The organism is Paludibaculum fermentans (assembly GCF_051172195.1).
GTDB classification, from domain to species: Bacteria; Acidobacteriota; Terriglobia; order Bryobacterales; family Bryobacteraceae; genus Paludibaculum; species Paludibaculum fermentans_A.
Map to the genome: position 1 here is coordinate 2,814,615 of NZ_JBPJAQ010000001.1, position 16,384 is coordinate 2,830,998.

17 protein-coding genes are annotated in these 16,384 nt (G+C 62.2%); 12 read left to right on the forward strand and 5 right to left on the reverse strand.

The genetic code is table 11. From position 1 onward, the window contains the following. Positions 1-13 precede the first annotated feature (13 nt). On the forward strand, positions 14-484 hold the full coding sequence (locus ACR9Y2_RS11500; RefSeq protein WP_435041399.1) for a prepilin-type N-terminal cleavage/methylation domain-containing protein: 471 nt from the start codon (positions 14-16) through the stop codon (positions 482-484). A 168-nt stretch (positions 485-652) separates the two neighbouring features. Beyond that, a complete protein-coding gene (locus tag ACR9Y2_RS11505) occupies positions 653-1,120 on the forward strand; it encodes a prepilin-type N-terminal cleavage/methylation domain-containing protein (protein ID WP_435041400.1) in 468 nt (155 codons plus the stop codon). A 3-nt stretch (positions 1,121-1,123) separates the two neighbouring features. Here ACR9Y2_RS11505 and ACR9Y2_RS11510 read toward each other — a convergent pair whose 3' ends face one another. Then, positions 1,124-1,765, reverse strand: coding sequence for a hypothetical protein (locus tag ACR9Y2_RS11510; RefSeq protein WP_435041401.1), 642 nt, complete (start codon positions 1,763-1,765; stop codon positions 1,124-1,126). Between the two features lie 103 nt (positions 1,766-1,868). Here ACR9Y2_RS11510 and ACR9Y2_RS11515 point away from each other — a divergent pair, with 103 nt between their 5' ends. The 5 genes from ACR9Y2_RS11515 to ACR9Y2_RS11535 all read left to right on the forward strand — a co-directional run bounded on the left by ACR9Y2_RS11515 (position 1,869) and on the right by ACR9Y2_RS11535 (position 4,678). Beyond that, positions 1,869-2,342, forward strand: a complete 474-nt coding sequence (locus tag ACR9Y2_RS11515) for a Mov34/MPN/PAD-1 family protein (protein WP_435041402.1) — start codon at positions 1,869-1,871, stop codon at positions 2,340-2,342. Further along, positions 2,327-2,605 carry a ubiquitin-like small modifier protein 1 gene (locus tag ACR9Y2_RS11520; protein WP_435041403.1) on the forward strand — a complete coding sequence of 93 codons (279 nt, stop codon included), beginning with the start codon at positions 2,327-2,329 and terminating at the stop codon, positions 2,603-2,605. The genes ACR9Y2_RS11515 and ACR9Y2_RS11520 overlap by 16 nt, the downstream gene beginning before the upstream one ends. Positions 2,606-2,646: 41 nt before the next feature. Next, entirely contained in the window at positions 2,647-3,690 is a 1,044-nt protein-coding gene (moeB, locus tag ACR9Y2_RS11525; RefSeq protein WP_435044857.1) for a molybdopterin-synthase adenylyltransferase MoeB, read from the forward strand. Between the two features lie 179 nt (positions 3,691-3,869). Further along, on the forward strand, positions 3,870-4,346 hold the full coding sequence (locus ACR9Y2_RS11530) for an SRPBCC family protein (RefSeq protein WP_435041404.1): 477 nt from the start codon (positions 3,870-3,872) through the stop codon (positions 4,344-4,346). Further along, positions 4,343-4,678 carry an ArsR/SmtB family transcription factor gene (locus ACR9Y2_RS11535; protein WP_435041405.1) on the forward strand — a complete coding sequence of 112 codons (336 nt, stop codon included), beginning with the start codon at positions 4,343-4,345 and terminating at the stop codon, positions 4,676-4,678. Before ACR9Y2_RS11530 ends, ACR9Y2_RS11535 begins: the two co-directional genes overlap by 4 nt. Here the strand turns inward: ACR9Y2_RS11535 and ACR9Y2_RS11540 are convergent. Both ACR9Y2_RS11540 and ACR9Y2_RS11545 read right to left on the reverse strand, forming a co-directional pair. Next, positions 4,675-7,155, reverse strand: a complete 2,481-nt coding sequence (locus ACR9Y2_RS11540; RefSeq protein ID WP_435041406.1) for a hypothetical protein — start codon at positions 7,153-7,155, stop codon at positions 4,675-4,677. The genes ACR9Y2_RS11535 and ACR9Y2_RS11540 overlap by 4 nt on opposite strands. A gap of 128 nt (positions 7,156-7,283) precedes the next feature. Beyond that, positions 7,284-8,159, reverse strand: a complete 876-nt coding sequence (locus ACR9Y2_RS11545) for a hypothetical protein (RefSeq protein ID WP_435041408.1) — start codon at positions 8,157-8,159, stop codon at positions 7,284-7,286. A 345-nt stretch (positions 8,160-8,504) separates the two neighbouring features. Here ACR9Y2_RS11545 and ACR9Y2_RS11550 point away from each other — a divergent pair, with 345 nt between their 5' ends. The 3 genes from ACR9Y2_RS11550 (at position 8,505) to ACR9Y2_RS11560 (ending at position 13,276) form a co-directional block, all read left to right on the forward strand. Next, entirely contained in the window at positions 8,505-9,905 is a 1,401-nt protein-coding gene (locus ACR9Y2_RS11550; protein WP_435044858.1) for a dihydrolipoyl dehydrogenase family protein, read from the forward strand. Positions 9,906-10,154: 249 nt separating this feature from the next. Continuing rightward, the gene (locus ACR9Y2_RS11555) at positions 10,155-12,728 is read left to right on the forward strand and encodes a BACON domain-containing protein (RefSeq protein ID WP_435041410.1); all 2,574 of its coding nucleotides are present in this window, start codon (positions 10,155-10,157) and stop codon (positions 12,726-12,728) included. 254 nt (positions 12,729-12,982) lie between these two features. Continuing rightward, on the forward strand, positions 12,983-13,276 hold the full coding sequence (locus ACR9Y2_RS11560) for a YXWGXW repeat-containing protein (RefSeq protein ID WP_435041411.1): 294 nt from the start codon (positions 12,983-12,985) through the stop codon (positions 13,274-13,276). A 67-nt stretch (positions 13,277-13,343) separates the two neighbouring features. On the opposite strand, the gene ACR9Y2_RS11565 is transcribed toward ACR9Y2_RS11560, so the two are convergent. Further along, complete coding sequence (locus tag ACR9Y2_RS11565; protein WP_435041413.1) at positions 13,344-14,192, reverse strand: sugar phosphate isomerase/epimerase family protein; 849 nt, start codon at positions 14,190-14,192, stop codon at positions 13,344-13,346. Between the two features lie 70 nt (positions 14,193-14,262). Then, positions 14,263-14,769 (reverse strand): ComEA family DNA-binding protein, encoded by a 507-nt coding sequence (locus ACR9Y2_RS11570; protein ID WP_435041414.1) that lies wholly within the window; start codon positions 14,767-14,769, stop codon positions 14,263-14,265. A 100-nt stretch (positions 14,770-14,869) separates the two neighbouring features. Between ACR9Y2_RS11570 and ACR9Y2_RS11575 the strand changes: the two genes are divergently transcribed. Together ACR9Y2_RS11575 and ACR9Y2_RS11580 are read left to right on the forward strand one after the other, a co-directional pair. Next, a complete protein-coding gene (locus tag ACR9Y2_RS11575) occupies positions 14,870-15,319 on the forward strand; it encodes a tetratricopeptide repeat protein (RefSeq protein WP_435041415.1) in 450 nt (149 codons plus the stop codon). A 101-nt stretch (positions 15,320-15,420) separates the two neighbouring features. Next, positions 15,421-16,374: a cytochrome-c peroxidase gene (locus ACR9Y2_RS11580; RefSeq protein WP_435041416.1), complete on the forward strand. Its 954-nt coding sequence runs from the start codon at positions 15,421-15,423 to the stop codon at positions 16,372-16,374. Positions 16,375-16,384: the final 10 nt, after the last annotated feature.

Here is a 16,384-nt window from a genome sequence, read left to right on the forward strand (position 1 = left end):
GGAGAGAGTAGCCATGCGCCGTGTTCAGGACCGCCGCCGCCGGGGATTTTCGCTGATCGAACTCTTAATCGTTATTGCCATCATCCTGGTGATTGCGGCTATCGCTGCCCCGAAACTGAACAATGCCCGTATGCACTCGCAGGAGATGGCGGCGATCCGCCAGATCAATACGGTGCACACGGCGCAAACGCAGTACTTTTCGCAGTTCGGCAAGTTCGCTGAGAACCTGGCCCAACTGGGGCCGCCTGCATCCGGCAACGCCGGGCCCGCCGCGTCTGACCTGATCCCCGGTGATCTGTCGTTGGGCCAGAAGACGGGCTACATCTTCACGGTCGCGATTACCAAGGAAGGGTACACGGTGACCGCCGTGCCGCAGGCCTTTAATAACACGGGCCGCCGGACCTTCTTCTCCGACCAGTCGCTGGTGATTCGTGAAAACTGGGGCGCTGAACCCGCCACGGTCGCCAGCAAAGAGATCAAGTAGCTCCAGATTAGTGAGTTCCCTTTGTTCCCGGGCTCCGGCTGACGCCGGGTGCCGCGCTCGAGTCTCGTCCACTCAACCCGTTTAGCCAATTTGCGATGGTCCCAGACGCTCTTGCCGGCGCCCTGGGAGATGTGCGTCCAAACATCTGAAATTTAAGGAGATAGTGCCATGAAACTGGTCCGGAAGCGCCGCCGCGGCTTCTCTCTGATTGAACTCCTGGTCGTAATCGCCATCATCCTGGTGATTGTGGCCATTGCCGTCCCCAAGATGGATGCAGCCCTCGCGAATGCGCGCGAGATGGCGGCCATCGGGCATGTGCGGACGATTCTTACCGCGCAGACGCAGTACGCGTCGCAGTATGGGCGGTTTGCGGAACGGTTGAGCCAACTGGGACCGCCTGTTTCTGGCGGGACGGGACCGGATGCGGCCAACCTGATTCCGGGCGACCTGGCAGGCGGGCGGAAATCGGGCTTCCTGTTTCAAGTGGCGGCTTCCGGGGAAGGGTATGCGATTCAGGCGGTTCCGGTGGTGTTCAACGGTACGGGCCGGCGGACGTTCTATTCAGACCAGACAATGGTGATTCGGCAGAACTGGGGCGGTGAACCAGCCACCGCCCAGAGTCCTGAACTGCCATAAGGATTAGAAACTAAACGTGAAGGTTGCGTAGGTGTTGGTCCAGCGATCATTCGTTTTGACGGACGGAGTGGCGCCGATGGGCGGTCCGGAGGTGTCGACGACATAGACGCGGGACAGGACACCGAGCCGGAAATGCTGGCCGCGGTCGAGGGCCACGCTGCCTCCCAACAGCGCGTAATAACCCCAGCCGTCGCGGGCCTGGCAGACCGGGCAGCCAATCTGGAAGTAGTCGCTGGGCTGTTTGAGGAGTTCGGTGTAGCGGGCATAGGCTCCGCCGCCGCCACCGTAGAACTCCACTCTGCCCTTCGCCAGGGGGGCGACAACGCGCGCGCCCATGGGTACGAAGAACTGGAAATCACGGATGCGGAGCGGTCCGTAATCGGTGTCCAGATAGTCATTTACATCGGCTGAGTTGTAGGCGGAGTCGAGGCCGATGTCGAGCTGCAGGTACTTCCACGGCCGGAAACCGTAATCAAAGGTCCAGGCTGGCGCGACCTTGTAGTAAGGTTTCAGGTCGGCCCCAGGGACCGCGGCACCGATGCCGGCCGTGATGTGGTTGCGCTGGAAGTCTCTCCCCCACGACTGCGCGAAGGCACTGCCTGCCCCAATTGCCGTAACGATCAAGCAGACCAAGGCTTTTTTCATACGCCCTCCTGACGCGGCTGTGAGAGGGTCCGTTTCAATTCAACTAGTATTGTGATTTGTTTGGTTTGCGGGTGGTGTGGGGACTAGGAGTGCAATCTGGCCCATGTTGACAGAGAAACTCCAGATTGGATATCCTACAGGCACAAACGTGATTCGAATCGAACCGCACCCCTGGGACGTGATGTTGCGGCACGCTCTCGACAATTACCCCCGTGAATGCTGCGGCATCATGCTGGGCACTTTGCAGGACGGGGACGAACGCACCGTCACCACCGCCATCGCCTGCCGCAATTCCTATGAGGGCGACCAATCGGACCGCTTTGAGCTGGATCCGAAGGACCAGCTTGCCGCCCAACGCCTGGCACGGGAACAGAAGCTCGAGGTTCTGGGATTCTTCCATTCCCACCCTGATTGCGACTCGTATTTTTCGGCGACGGACCTGGCCAACTCCTGGCCCTGGTATTCAAACGTCGTCATCTCCATCGTGGGTGGGGTGTTGAACCAAGCCAAGGCCTTCCGGGCCAACGAGACACAGACTGAATCGACTGAAGAGATCCTGACATGGCCACAATCCTGATTCCGACCCCCCTCCGCCAGTATGCCGGCGGACAGAGCAGTGTGGACGCTACGGGCGCCAGTGTAAGTGAGGTCCTGGCGTCACTTACATCGCAACACCCCGCCCTGAAGAACCATCTTTACAACGACGAAGGGCGCCTGCGCTCGTTCGTGAACATCTATGTGAATGATGAGGATATCCGCTACCTGGACAAGGAAAAGACAGCCGTGGCGGCGGCCGATACGCTGAGTATCGTCCCCTCGATTGCGGGAGGCGTTGCGTGAGCCTGACGGCGGAAGAACTGGACCGGTATTCACGGCACATCATGCTGCCCGAGGTGGGCGCCGAGGGCCAGGAGAAGCTGAAGAACTCGAAGGTCCTGCTGGTGGGCACCGGCGGCCTGGGCGCTCCGCTGGGCCTGTATCTGGCAGCGGCCGGCGTGGGCACGATTGGCCTGGTGGACTTCGACACGGTGAGTGTCTCGAACCTGCAGCGCCAGGTGATCCACGGGACCAAGGACATCGGCCGGCGGAAGCTGGATTCGGCGGCGGATACCCTGCTCGACATCAATCCGAACGTCACCATCGTGAAGCACGAGGTGGCCCTGACCAGTGAGAACGCGCTGGCGATTGTGGGCGCCTATGACGTGGTGGCCGACGGCACGGACAACTTTCCGACGCGGTACCTGGTGAACGACGCCTGTGTATTGACGGGCAAGCCGAACGCATACGGTTCGATTTTCCGGTTTGAGGGCCAGGCCTCGGTGTTCGCTACCGAGGAGGGGCCTTGCTACCGCTGTCTCTACCCGGAACCGCCGCCTCCCGGGCTGGTCCCGAGCTGCGCCGAGGGCGGCGTGCTGGGCATTCTGCCGGGCGTGATCGGGCTGATCCAGGCTACGGAAGTAGTGAAGATTCTATTGGGGTTAGGGCAGACGCTGGCCGGGCGGCTGCTGCTGTACGACGCCCTGAACATGAAGTTCCGCGAGCTGAAGCTGCGTAAGAATCCGGATTGTCCGGTGTGCGGCACGAACCGGACTGTCACCAAATTGATCGATTATCATCAATTCTGTGGAATGCCCAAAGAAATCTCTGCCCTGGAAGTGAAAGCCAAACTGGCGCGGAAGGACGACTTTGTCCTGATTGATGTGCGGGAGCCGCACGAGCATCAGGCGCGGAACATTCCGGAAGCGACGCTGATCCCGCTGGGCCAACTGCCGCAGCGGATGCTGGAGATCGACCGGTCGAAGCTGGTGATTGTGCACTGCAAGTCGGGTATGCGCTCGGCGAAGGCGTGTACGCTGCTGCGCGAGAGCGGTTATCCGAATGTGCTGAACATGACGGGCGGGATTGACGCCTACCCGGCGAATTAAAGATAACAACTTGTCGGTACTAAACCCGGCGCAGGCGAGTCCGAGGGGCTCTCCTGACGCCGGGTTTCTTTGTTGCGGGGGCTGGCTCAATACTGAAGTTTCTGCTTGACAATCAGGTCGACTGGCTTAATACTCAAGTCATTACTTCAGTGTTGCCGGGATGCAAGAAAGGAAACAGTATGGCCGATCAACCCGTGGTTCACAGCACCTTCGTGATTGAGCGAAGGTATCCGCAATCGCCTGAACAGGTGTTCGCCGCCTTCTCCGATGTGGAGAAGAAGAAACGGTGGTTTGCCGTGGGCGAACATCATAATGTGGAGGAGTTCGAGATCGATTTCCGGGTGGGCGGCGCGGAGCGGCTGCGCTACCGGTTCAATGACAAGAGCCCGTTTCCCGGGGTGCCGCTGATCAGCGAGGGCAGATACCTGGACATCGTGCCGAACCGACGGATCGTGTCGGCGTCGAGCATGGCGATGGGAGAACACCGGTTTTCCAGTTCGCTGGTGACCATTGAAGTGGTGCCGGCGGAAGGCGGGACAGATCTGATCTGCACGCATCAGGGAGCATTCTTTGAACGTGCCGACGGTCCCGCAATGCGCGAGGCCGGCTGGAAGAAGCTGCTGGACAACCTGGGGGCTTCGCTCGGAGTGAGATGAGCAGTTCCAAGGACGACATCGACCGCATTTTCCACGCGCTGGGCGATCCTACGCGGCGCGCGCTGGTGGAGCGCCTCAGCGCGGGTCCGATGTCGGTTTCGTCGCTTGCCACGCCGCTCGACATTACGCTGACGGCGGTGATGCAGCACCTGCAGGTACTGGAAGAGAGCGGGTTGGTCCGCACGGAGAAGCTCGGCCGGGTGAGAACCTGCCGGATTGAGCCGGCGGGCTTTGCGGTGCTGCAGAAGTGGCTTGGGGATCGCAGGTCGTTGTGGGAACGCCGCCTGGACCTTCTGGGGGACTTTCTCGCCGAGGAAGGCGAGGGCGGCTAAGGCGCTGCCGCGGCGATTGCCAGCATGGGGGCCGGGGTCCTGGCTGCCCGCACCTGGGGCCGCAGGGCATGGATCGGGATGGCCGAGCCGCCACCCTGGACTGCGTAACCGATGCAGTCAATGGTGAGGTGGATCGCGCTCAATTGGGAGAGATCGATCACCGAGGGTAACGAGACCTGCAGTCGAAAAGTGGTGGCGACCCCGCGGCCCCAGAAGGAGAAGGGCGGACCGGGCTCCGATGAGGATTGGGGGTTCGCGGGGATCTTTGATTTCAGGGTTCCGACGCCGGGGCTGCAGGCGAACAGTTCGGAGCGGGGCAGCAGGATGAGCTCGGCGGTAGTCCCGTCGGTGCGGCGTTTCATGGTCCAGTGGCCGGAATGGGTGATCCAGATATTGGCGCTTTGGGCGGAGGTGGCTCCGGTGAGTTCCATGCTCATTGCATTCACTTTAAGCTCGAACATTTTGTCGGGCATGTCCGTGAGTTCGAGGCTGAAATCCAGCGTCGCGCCGCCGGCAAAGGCCTGCAGTTTCGCGGCGTCGGTGATGGTGACGCTGAGTTGTGGATGGATGACGTCGAAGCCGATCTGGGCCGTATTCAGCTGCTGGAAGATCTGATCCCAGGCGAGAACCTGGATCGCCATGCCGGACAGGCTGGTGAGGCTGGAACTGGCGCGGGTGGCCGGTGACAGGCTGCGGTCGACGTCGGGGTGGAGGAAGCCGAAGTCGAAGCGTAGACCGGCGATGCTGTCGAGTTGGTAGATTTCGCGGGCGCGTTGGGCGAGGAAGACGTCTTCCATCACCATGTCGACGATGTCGCGGGCGGAGCGGATGAGGAGGTCGGTTGCGGCCTTGAGGGCGGTTGCATCCGCTGACCAGTGGGCGAGGGTCGACTGGACCTGCGCCAGTTCCGAGGCAAGATTGCTGGCCCGGAATTCCGCCGCGGCGACCCGGGATTTCGCCTGGTTTTCGCGGAGGCCGGCCACCATCTTTTCGCGGACGAGCAGGATCTGCTGTTTGAGCAGTTTACCGATGGCATCCTGGCCGGGCAGGGACATGGCGTTCTCGAGATCGGCCATGACTTTGCCGAAGCTGATGAAGGAGTTCGTGCCTTCGATCAGATCCTTGAAGCCGCCGCCGAGCTTCTTTACTTCCTCGATGTCTTCGGAGGTGTTGCTATGGGGGTCGGGCTTCTCTTTCATGAACTTCAGGAATTGGACGAGGTCGATGCCGTCGGTGACGCGCTGCAGGGTGGCGAGTCCGCCGGCGACTGAGACGATGGCGCCGACTCCGGTAGCCATGCCCGCGACCACGGCGGCGATGGAGCCGACATCGGAGAGGATGCCGGTGATGCTGAAGCGGTTCTCTCGGATGGTCTCGATCTGTTTGTCTATGTCCTTGATCTGGAGCTGTAGATTCGCCCCTTCGGCCTGGGCGATGCGTACGTCCTGCTGGGCGATGGCGGCATCGGCCTGAGCTTCCAGACGGCGGTTCGCCAATTGTGTGGCCATCAGCGTGAGGCTGTCGCGGATGGATTCGGCTATGGTTTCGAGGGAGACGACCGAGACATACGCCTGGAAGGAGTTCTGGACGACGGCGATTTCGGCGGCCAGGTTCTGGGAGAGGGCCTGGAAGTCCGGAGCGATGTCGAGGTCGCGGGCCTGGCCGGACGGAGTCTGACGGTTGGCGATGCGGTCGCGAACGGTGAGGGCGTCGGGGTCAGAGGGATTGATGGTGAGCGCTGACCGCGCCTCTTCGAACGCGAAGAGCTGGGAGCCGGGATCGAACTTGCGGAAGAAGAAGCCAGCGACCTCGGCACGGTAAGCGGCCCAAGCCTGGGCGGACGCGGAGTCGAGGAGGGTCCAGGCCTGCTCAGCGGTGATTTGGGCGATGTTGATGGTGCCTACTCCGCCGGACCGGCCGGGTTTGCCGCTTTTGCCCCGTTTGCCGCGCGGGCGACCGGTCCCGCCGGCTCCACCGACTCCGCCGCGGCCGCCTTTTCCTCCAGGCGCCGTGCCGGTGGGTGACGGTGTGGCCGAAGCGAAGCGGATGAGGATGCTGCCGCCGCGGCCGCCATTGCCGCCATTCTCGCCGTCTCCTCCGGCTCCGCCGGGCAGCAGGACGGGTTTGCCGCCGCCTTCGGGATGGATGATGCCACCTTCCCCCGGCTCGCCATTGGCTCCGTCGACGCCGACGAGGCCGGCGGCGGTGATGGCCAGAGGGGCTCCGGTGATGACGCGGGCGAGGACGGTGACGGCAGGGGAGGGGTTGCCGGCTACTCCGACAAGGGAAGTTCCGGCATTGGGGACGACGGCCAATTGCTCGGCGGCGATGACGTAGTTGAAGTCCGGCCGCAGGGTGACGAGGGTCACCTGCCTGGCGCCCAGCACGAGGGTATCGCCAGGTTTGGCCTGGAGGGAAGCGGGTACGCCCTCATCAATGGTTAGGGTGTCCCGGAAGAAGCGGATGGTATTCGGCATGGTCGAGCCCTCCTGAGCGCACAGCAAGATGGGCATGCCCGCTGGAATGGCGGGCGTACGGCAGCCTCGGAGTATAGTGCCGGCAGGTGTGCGATCGTTACTAGATTTCCGGCGGTGAGTGGCCAGTTTCAATCCACGCGGTTGACCAATTCGACCGCGGACTCGATTGCGTCGGGGCGGAGGAGTGGTTTGTACCAGTCGACATTGGTGGAAGCGCTGATGATCTCTCCGGAGCGGACGAACTCCATGTGATAGAGGTTTTCGCGCCTTTTGGCCTGGCCGTAGGCGAACCATTCCCAGCGCACGCGCCGGGCGTCCGCGATCTGAAAGCCGGAGTTGCCGATGGTCAAACCCTTCGGGGACCAGATCGATAGGGTCTCACCCTGATCGAACAGAAGGCGCAAGGCCGTCTGCTCGAAGTCGCAGGAGACCAGGGTGTGCACGGTGTCGTGAGGGCGTCCGAACCACTCGCCCCAGAAGCGGAGGCTGCCCCTGAGTCCGGCCGGGATGGCCGCCTGGAGGTGGCTGGTGAGCATTTGGAGCTCCGCGATTACGACCGAATCGGCCATCCGGCCGAGCGAAGAAACTACGGCTCCGTCGGGGGAGGAGACGAAGGGGATGCGGTAGAGTTCGGTCCAGTTCGTTTCGAAGGCGGGAAATGCCACCTTCTGGAACCAGTCGGCAGGGGCGAGGCAACCGGGCAGGTGCCTGGGGAGATCCTCCACCAGTTGCTGGTAGCCAGCGTCATCCTCGGAAACGGCCAGACGGACCTCGCCGCCGAGGTCGACGAAGGTGATGCAGATCTGGTCGACAGTCGCACAGTCCTGTTTGTAGGCGAAGACGGCACCGACGTTCTTCCAGGCGATGTGGTGCTGCGGTTCGGTGTTGCCGGATTGGCTGGCGAGGGATACTCCGAGTTTGTTGAAGATGACGGCTCGTGGAGACGAGGCCCGGCCGGTGAGGAATTCGGTCCACCAGTCCCGGACCCGGCTGAGCAGCGTCATCCCCTCCATTGTGCCCGAAGGGGTTGGAGATACAGGGGATCCATGGCGCTGGAAATGAACAGGAATCGTCTGGTGAACGAAGGGTATTCACCTTAGGTGGGGGCGCCACCTGTCAAAAAGTTGTAGTGACGGGTACCCTTGCCGTGGCATGACGAAATGAGGATTCCCGCCTATAGTCGAGGCAGATATGAGCAATGTGAAGGTCTTGAACCAGTCGATGATGCTCGTGGGGCTACTTGCACGAGGGCGGCAATCCCCGGCGGTTGTCGAGACAGCCCTTGCCCTAGCGGAGCCTGATGCTTCCTATCGGGCGGGCTCGACTTCAGGAGCGGCATCGAGGTGAGCATCCAGCCAGAGGTGGAAGCCTACGATCTGCTGGTGCTGGGCAGCGGCGAGGCCGGCAAGTATATTGCGTGGGATGCCGCGGCCTCCGGCAGGAAGACCGCCTTGATTGAGCGGCGGTATATCGGCGGATCGTGTCCGAACATTGCGTGCCTTCCGAGCAAGAACTTCATCTATTCGGCGAGCGTGGCGCATCTGGCGGGTCAGGCGGACCGCTTTGGGCTGCATCCGGCACAACCGGGCGTCGACATGGAGGCCGTGCGCGGGCGCAAGCGCGCGATGGTCGAGGGATTGATCAAGGTGCACGAGGGACGGTTCGCGCAAACCGGTGCAGAGCTGATTCGAGGTGAAGGGCGGTTTGTGGCGCCCAAAACGATCGAGGTGGCATTGAATGGTGGCGGAATCCGTGTTCTTACCGGTGCGCATGTCGTGATCAGCACCGGTTCGCGCGCCTCGATCGATCCGATTCCCGGGCTGAGGGAAAGTTGCCCGCTGACGCACGTCGAAGCGCTGGAACTGGGAGTGGTACCGGCGCGACTTGTGGTGCTGGGCGGCGGATACGCCGGGCTGGAGTTGGCGCAGGCGTTCCGCCGGCTGGGGAGTGAAGTTACGATCATTGACCGCAATCACCGGCTGTTGCCGCGGGCGGACGAGGATGTGGCGGAGGCCGTGACGCGCGCGTTCCTGGCCGAGGGGATCGAACTGGTAACCGATGCCCGGGTGACCAGGGTGGAGGGGCGGTCGGGTGAGGATGTGAGATTGCACCTGGAAGGTGGCATGGGCCAGTTACAGGTGGGTGGTACGCACTTGCTGGTGGCGACGGGCAGGAATCCGAATACCGCGGGAATCGGGTTGGAGGCGGCGGGGGTTGTGCTGACACAGGCGGGCTTTGTCCAGGTGGACGAGCGGTTGCGGACCACGGCGGAGGGGGTGTTCGCCGTGGGGGATTGCGCCGGGAGTCCGCACTTCACGCACATCGCCTTCGACGACCACCGGGTGGTGCGTGAGACCCTGGCCGGCCGGAATCGAGTCACGACCGGGCGGCTTGTGCCGTCGTGTCTGTTCGTGGATCCGGAGTTGGCGCAGATTGGGTTGAGCGAGACAGAAGCGCGGCGGACGAGCACGCCTTACCGGCTGCTGAAGCTACCAATGGCGGCCGTGTTGCGGACGCGCACGACCGGGCACACGGATGGGTTTCTCAAGGCGCTGGTTGGCCGGGGCGATGACCGGATCCTGGGCTTCACGGCGCTGGGCTCGTGCGCCGGCGAGTTGATGGCTACCGTACAGTTGGCGATGAGCGCGGGGCTGCCGTATACGGCCCTACGAGATTCCATCTTTGCGCATCCGACGTATTCCGAGGGACTGGTTTATCTATTCTCCGGATCGCCGACGGCGGTTGAGTGATGGTGCTGGGGGGCGGGAGTAACTCGCTGGCTGAGCGCATTCTGAAGGAGTTCGGCACGGAGCAAAGTGAGTGGCGGATTGCGCACACCCTTTGACCTGATCCAGGAACTTGTCAGATATTGGTATCGGTAATTCTGTAAGATGAACAGCCTGAAATTCGCGCTGATCTTCTGCTCGGTATTGTGCTGCCTCCGGGGCCAGACGGTCACTCACCGCACTGCTTTGGAGCAAAGGCAACTACAGGAGTTGATGCGACGGTCGCCGGCCGCCGCTGTAGCCACTGCGCCGGAGCTGCGCGACCTGTATGAAGGCCCAGTGGAAGTTTCCGTGGCGGATGACTTTGAGCACGGGGTGAGTACTACGGCGTTCCGGTTCCGACACGCGGGTCATGATGTGACGGCGTATCAGCAGTCTTCGACAGCTCCGAAACTGCAGTGCGGCGACACCCTCCGGGTGGAGGGGGTTCGGTTGGGCGACACGATGGCGGTGAGCCGGGCGGTGGTGACGGCGCGAGGGGCGGCTGAGGCCGATTGTGGGACCACCGGACCTCAACGGGTGGCCGTTATTCTGGCGCGGTTCCCAGGATCAGGCGGCTCTCTGCCCTCGGCGGGCGATCTCCAGCGCAGGCTGTTCGATGAGAATGGACTCTCGGCGAATACCTGGTACCGGGAAATGTCCTACGGAAAGCTATCGCTATCCGGGGCAGTGTTCGGACCGTATACGCTGGACCGTTCGTACACCTGCGCCGAGTCGGGGCTTATGCAGGCGGCTGCTATCCGGGCCGCGGACCGGGACATCAACTTCCAGCAGTTTCAGCGTTACATTCTGGTCTTTCCGTTCGTTGCGGGCTGCAGTTGGGGCGGGATGGGCACGCTGGGCTGCGGCGAGCTGCAATCGAGCGACGGGACAGTCCGAGCCTCCTGGATCTGGGCGAATTACGGTTCCAGCCTGGATCACCTGCTAAACCTGCTGCTGCACGAATTCGGGCACAACCTGGGGCTGGGCCATTCGCGGCTGCTGCGTTTTCCGGGAGTCTCCCTGGAAGCCGACAACTTTCGCGCAATGCCGGTGGAGTATGGCGATTCCGCGGCGATGATGGGCAACTCCTGGTATGGAGATTTTGCGGCAGGCCACAAAGCGCAGATGGGGTGGCTGGAGTCGGGGACGGATGTTGTGAGTGTCGAGGCGGATGGTGAATTCACGATACCGCCACTCGGGAATGACTCGGGTGTAAGGGCGTTGCGTGTGCGGCGGCGAGTGGGGGTCGATCAGTGGATTTGGCTCGAGTTTCGCCGCTGGCGTGAAGGGAGTGTTGCGGCAGTACACGGCGCGACCCGTTCCGGCATGGACGGCGTGCTGGTGCGGCTGGAGGGGGGAGCCACCGAGACCTGGACGAATTTGCTGGACATGACGCCGCCCACCTTGGACGAGGCACGGCTGGATTCGGGCGCGGGCAGTGATGCGCAAATGGAGCTGATGCCAGGCGCTACCTGGGTGGATCCTCACAGCGACCTGACCATCACCGTGGGTGAGATTGGCGAGGATGGCATTTCGGTGGCGGTTCGCTACGCCGAGCGATGCGCCGTGCCGGAGCGACTGGAGATCAATGCCTCCGCCGAGGAGCAAGTGGTCTCCCTGCCGGTGGCCGTTGCTGAGGGATGTGACTGGCAGGTGACGAGCGGCCGGTCCTGGCTGAGTATCCCACCCGCGCAGGAGGAAGCCACGGAAGGCGGTGCGCCAAGGGCAGCGGCGGTCGTCCATCTCGCTGCGGTGACGGACAACCTGGACCGCAGTGGGGTGGTCTCCGTTGGCCGGCATACTGTTCGCGTGAACCAGAGAGGCCCAGTGCACGAAATGGCGGTCCTGTCGGTTTCGCCGCCAGGTTCGGAGCTGCCGGTTGGCTCGCCTGTGCCGTTCCTGATTTATCTACGCGACCAGAATGGAGTGAGCGACCTGCAAGCCATTCAGCTCTCCGTGCTCCCTCGCGAGGGATCTACGGCTGCCCCCTGCTATTTCCGCTATTCGACCGTGCGCCGGGTGGTCGAGGTGAGCTATGACGGGAACGAGTACAGGGACTCCGAGTCGCCGTCTACCGGATTCTCCGGGGCCTGTGCGCTGGAGGGATCCACTTACCAGCCAAACGGTACGGATCTGATCTTCTGGTTCTCGCTGCTGTTTGCAGGGGACGTTGGAGAGGGGTTGACCTTTTCCGTGAGAGCGGAGGACGCCCATGGGGTGGCCGGCCCCTGGGTAAAGGCGACGGAGATGAATGCCGTCAACCGTTGCCGGGTGCTGCCGAAGTTCGACTACTTCACCTACCTTTCCGGGGGCGGCACGAACAATTCCATGCCCATCATGGCATCGACTTCGCCTTGTCCCTGGACGGCCAGTTCCGATTCCGCCTGGCTGCAAGTTGCTACGGCTGCCGGTAATGACAGCGGGGATCTGCGATTCACAGTGGCCGCGAACACCTCTCCCGTCACGCGAGAGGGCCATATCTTCGTCAATGGCACACCGGTGCGGTTCACGCAGTTCGGCCTGGGAGAGATCCAGCCGTACTATGTGACATTGCGGCCCACAGAGACTGTCGTTTCGGGCCTGGGCGGAGTTGGCACGCTTGCCTTCTACTACGGTTTAAGCGATCTCGTGCCCGCAGAATCCCAGGATTCGTGGCTGCAGGTGGTGCGGGTGGAACGAAGTGCGGATCAGAAGCAGGTCGTCTTCCTATTCGAAGCGAATCCGGAGCCGATGCCGCGGCTAGGCAGCATTGTGGTAGGAGGAAAGCGGTTCAGCGTGCTGCAGACAGCCGGCACAGGCCAATAGTTGCGGAGCAGTGCGGCCGAGCCTCGGGCGGCGAGCAAGTAGCGAAGGCGCCGTGTAGTTCTTACATGCCTGTAAGGATGGCGAAACCTCCCGGCCGGGCGGTGGTGCCGAATTTCAAACAGAGGTGGTGGTTTTCGGCCACCGCTTCCGCTTGCTGTGCCCTCGTTATTCCTTTCCTTCCAAGCAGATACGGGTTCTGGCAGCGGAAATGCAAATACCTCAGTGAGTCCAATGCGGACGAAAGTGAGGACAAAATGAAGAGATTCGTTGCTATTGGAGTATTTGCACTGGCGTTGACGAGCGGCGTGGCGAGCGCGGCGGATGTGTTTGTGCGCTTCGGACCGCCGCCTCCGCCTCGCGAAGTCGTGGTGGTGCAGCCCAGCCGGCGGCACGTCTGGGTGCCCGGTTACTACCAGTGGCACCACGGGCGCTACGTCTGGACGAATGGATACTGGGCGGTGCCTCCGCGCGGGCGAGGGGCCTGGGTACCCGGTTATTGGGCTCCAAAGCGGGGCGGGTACATCTGGTTCAACGGCCACTGGCGGTAATGCAGTGAAGGAGCGGGGCCGCTTCCCGAGAGCGGCCCCACCTGCTGAACTCAGGCCACAGTAAGGGCTAGAAGCTGGTCTTTTTGAGGTACTCGAAGCTCTGCTTGAGAGAATCCAGAGGATTGCCTGGCGTCTGGTCCTGCTCGACGAAATAGTGCCTCACACCAACTTCGGAGGCGGCTTTCAGGACGGCTGGGATGTCGATGGAGCCATTGCCGACTTCCCGGAAGGCTTCCTTGGCGACCTTTTCGTTGAACTGAGGCCCGACACCGGCTGCGACATTCTTCAGGTGCATGAGCGCGATGCGTTTGTTGTATTTCTTGAGGATCTCCACGGGATCGTGCCCGCCGACCTTCGACCACATGATGTCGAGTTCCAGGCTGACGTATTTGGGATCAGTGGTTTGCATCAGCACGTCGAGCAGAGTGCCACCGGCAGCGGGTTCGAATTCGAAAGCGTGGTTGTGATAGCAGAGGCTCAGGCCGGATTTGGCGCAGGTTTCGCCGGCCTTGTTCAGCGTCTCGCCGAGTTTCTTGATGACATCAACACCGCCGCGATCCTTGGGGGCAATGTAGGGGCAAACGGCGAACTTCAGTCCCCGCTTCTTTGCGTCTTCCAGGGCTGCCGGCAGTTTGTCCTGATTGGTGGTGAAGAGTGCCGTATCGAGGTGCACGCTGACCGGTTTCAGCTTGGTCTGCATCAGGCTGGGCCAGACCGCGTCGAGGCTGCCGCCGATCACCTCGGCTTCGGTATAGCCGATCGCTTCCAACGCCTTCAGCGTTTCGAGCGGCTTCTCCGGCAGAATGGCGCGGAGGGTATACAACTGTACGCCCACAGTCTTCAAGGTGCGGGCGAAGGACGGGACCGCGGAAACGGCGAGCGCGGCGAGGAAACCACGGCGGTGGAGATTCAGCATCTCTATATCCTATTCCCGAACTTCCCGGCGCGGTAGAGCCTGGCGCTCACGAAGTGAGAGGCCGCTGGAGTCAGAAGTCGATGCTGCTCTTCCTGGCTTGGACGGCGGCTACCTTGAGGCCCGGCACTTTTAGCAGATCCTCGACAGTCTTGAATTTGCCATTTTCCGTGCGGTACTTCACGATGGCGGCGCCCTGCGCGTCGGGGATACCCAGGCCGGCGGACAGGTCTTTTTCGTCGGCGGTGTTGACGTTGATGCGGGCCACGGGTGTGCTTTTGGAGAGGTGCTGGGTGAGGTAGTCGACGACTTCGCCCCACTGATCGTCGTCGCCTTTGGCGCCGCGCTGAATCATGTCTTCGACGATGCCGCTCCAGCCCTCCCGGCTTTCGCGCCGGTTGAGGAAGATATTCGTCCCGTGGCAGGAGCCGCAGAGTTTCTCCGTGGTGGCGCGGCCCGCCCCATCAGGCAGTTTCGATTTCTGCTGAGCTTCGACGGGTAGTGCGCCGAGCAGGCCAATGAACGCGAAACAGACAATCGACCTGGAATGTGTGTGGCGGCCTGGTTGAGATCCTGTCATGCACCATCCTTGTATGCTGGAAGTAGAGAGCGCTCGCCCAGATGCGCTAGTTTTATTGTGTATCAAACCGAGGGATGAGAGGGAGAGGCTGGGATTGCCTATGCGACTACTGCTATTGGCCCTGATTGCCACTACACTCGCTGTTGGGCAGGACGGTCCGCCGCCGGGACGTGCCCCCTTGAAAGTGCGCGCCGCGCAGGGCGACGCCGAAGCGCAGTTCACCCTGGCCAAGAATTACGAGGCCGGCCGAGGCGGGCTGACGAAGGACTACGTCCAGGCTCATCACTGGTACCTGTTGTCGGCGAATCAAGGCGATCCGTGGGCACAGGCGAGCCTCGGGTTGCTTTACCGTTTTGGGAAGGGCGTACCCAAGGATCTCGTGCAGGCTTACATGTGGCTTTCGCTGGCTACTTCGGCGACCCACGGGCCGGATTCCGACTCGCTGGCGGAACTGCGTGACGCCGCGGGTGCTCATATGACTAAGGACGAGATCGCGGAGGCCACCCGATTGGCCCGGGCCTGGCAGCCTTCACCCGCCACACATCCATGAAGCTGTTGTGCTGTATTGTCGTTCTCCTCGCCATGATGGCGGCCTCGTGCCGGCAAAGTTCGAAGGCGGGTTCTGACCGGCCTCTTGGGCAGGCCATTCAATTGAAGACCCCGCTGGGGTTGCCGGAGGTGGCGGCTCCGGCGGACAATCCGGTGACTGCGGAGACCGTGGCACTGGGGCGCAAGCTCTACTACGACCGGCGGCTTTCGGCGGACGACACGATTGCCTGCGCCAGTTGCCATGATCCCGCGAAGGGGTTCACCGATGGCCGGCGCTTCTCCACCGGTTTCCACAACCAGCAAGGTACGCGGAATGCGCCACCCGTGGTGAATGCGGCGTACAGTTCGCTGCAGTTCTGGGATGGGCGGGCCGCGACGCTGGAGGATCAGGCCGGCGGGCCGATTGCGAATCCGGTAGAGATGAATCAGAAGTACGAGGTGTTGGTAGCCAAGCTCCAGGCCGATGCGGAGTATCCCAAGCTGTTTGAGAAGGCGTTCGGCCCGGGCGCTATCACGATGAACCAGGTGCGGAAGGCATTGGCCAGTTTCGAGCGCACAGTGGTCAGTGGGAACTCGCCTTTCGACCGGTACCAGTATGGCGGTGACAAAACTGCTCTTTCGCCTGCGGCAGTGCGGGGGCTGGCGATCTTTCGCGACTCCGGCAAGGGCAACTGCATCGCGTGCCATCCCATCGGCGAAAAGAGCGCGCTCTTTACCGACGGCAAGTTCCGCAACATCGGCGTGGGCGTCAACGAAGAAGGCGTACTCACGGATCTGGGCCGGTTTCAGGAGACGAAGGCCGAGCGGGATCGGGGCGCCGTGAAGACCCCCTCGCTGCGCAACGTCGCCATCACGGCGCCATACATGCATGATGGCAGCCTGAAGACACTGCGCTCCGTGCTGGAATACTATGCCGGCGGGGGCAACTCGAATCCGGCGCTCGACAAGGACCTGAAGCCGTTACGGTTGAACAAGGCAGAGCGCGAAGACCTGCTGGCGTTTCTCGAATCGCTGACGGGCGAAATGCCATCCGATGCGGGCCCGCCGGCCAACTGAGTACACTGAA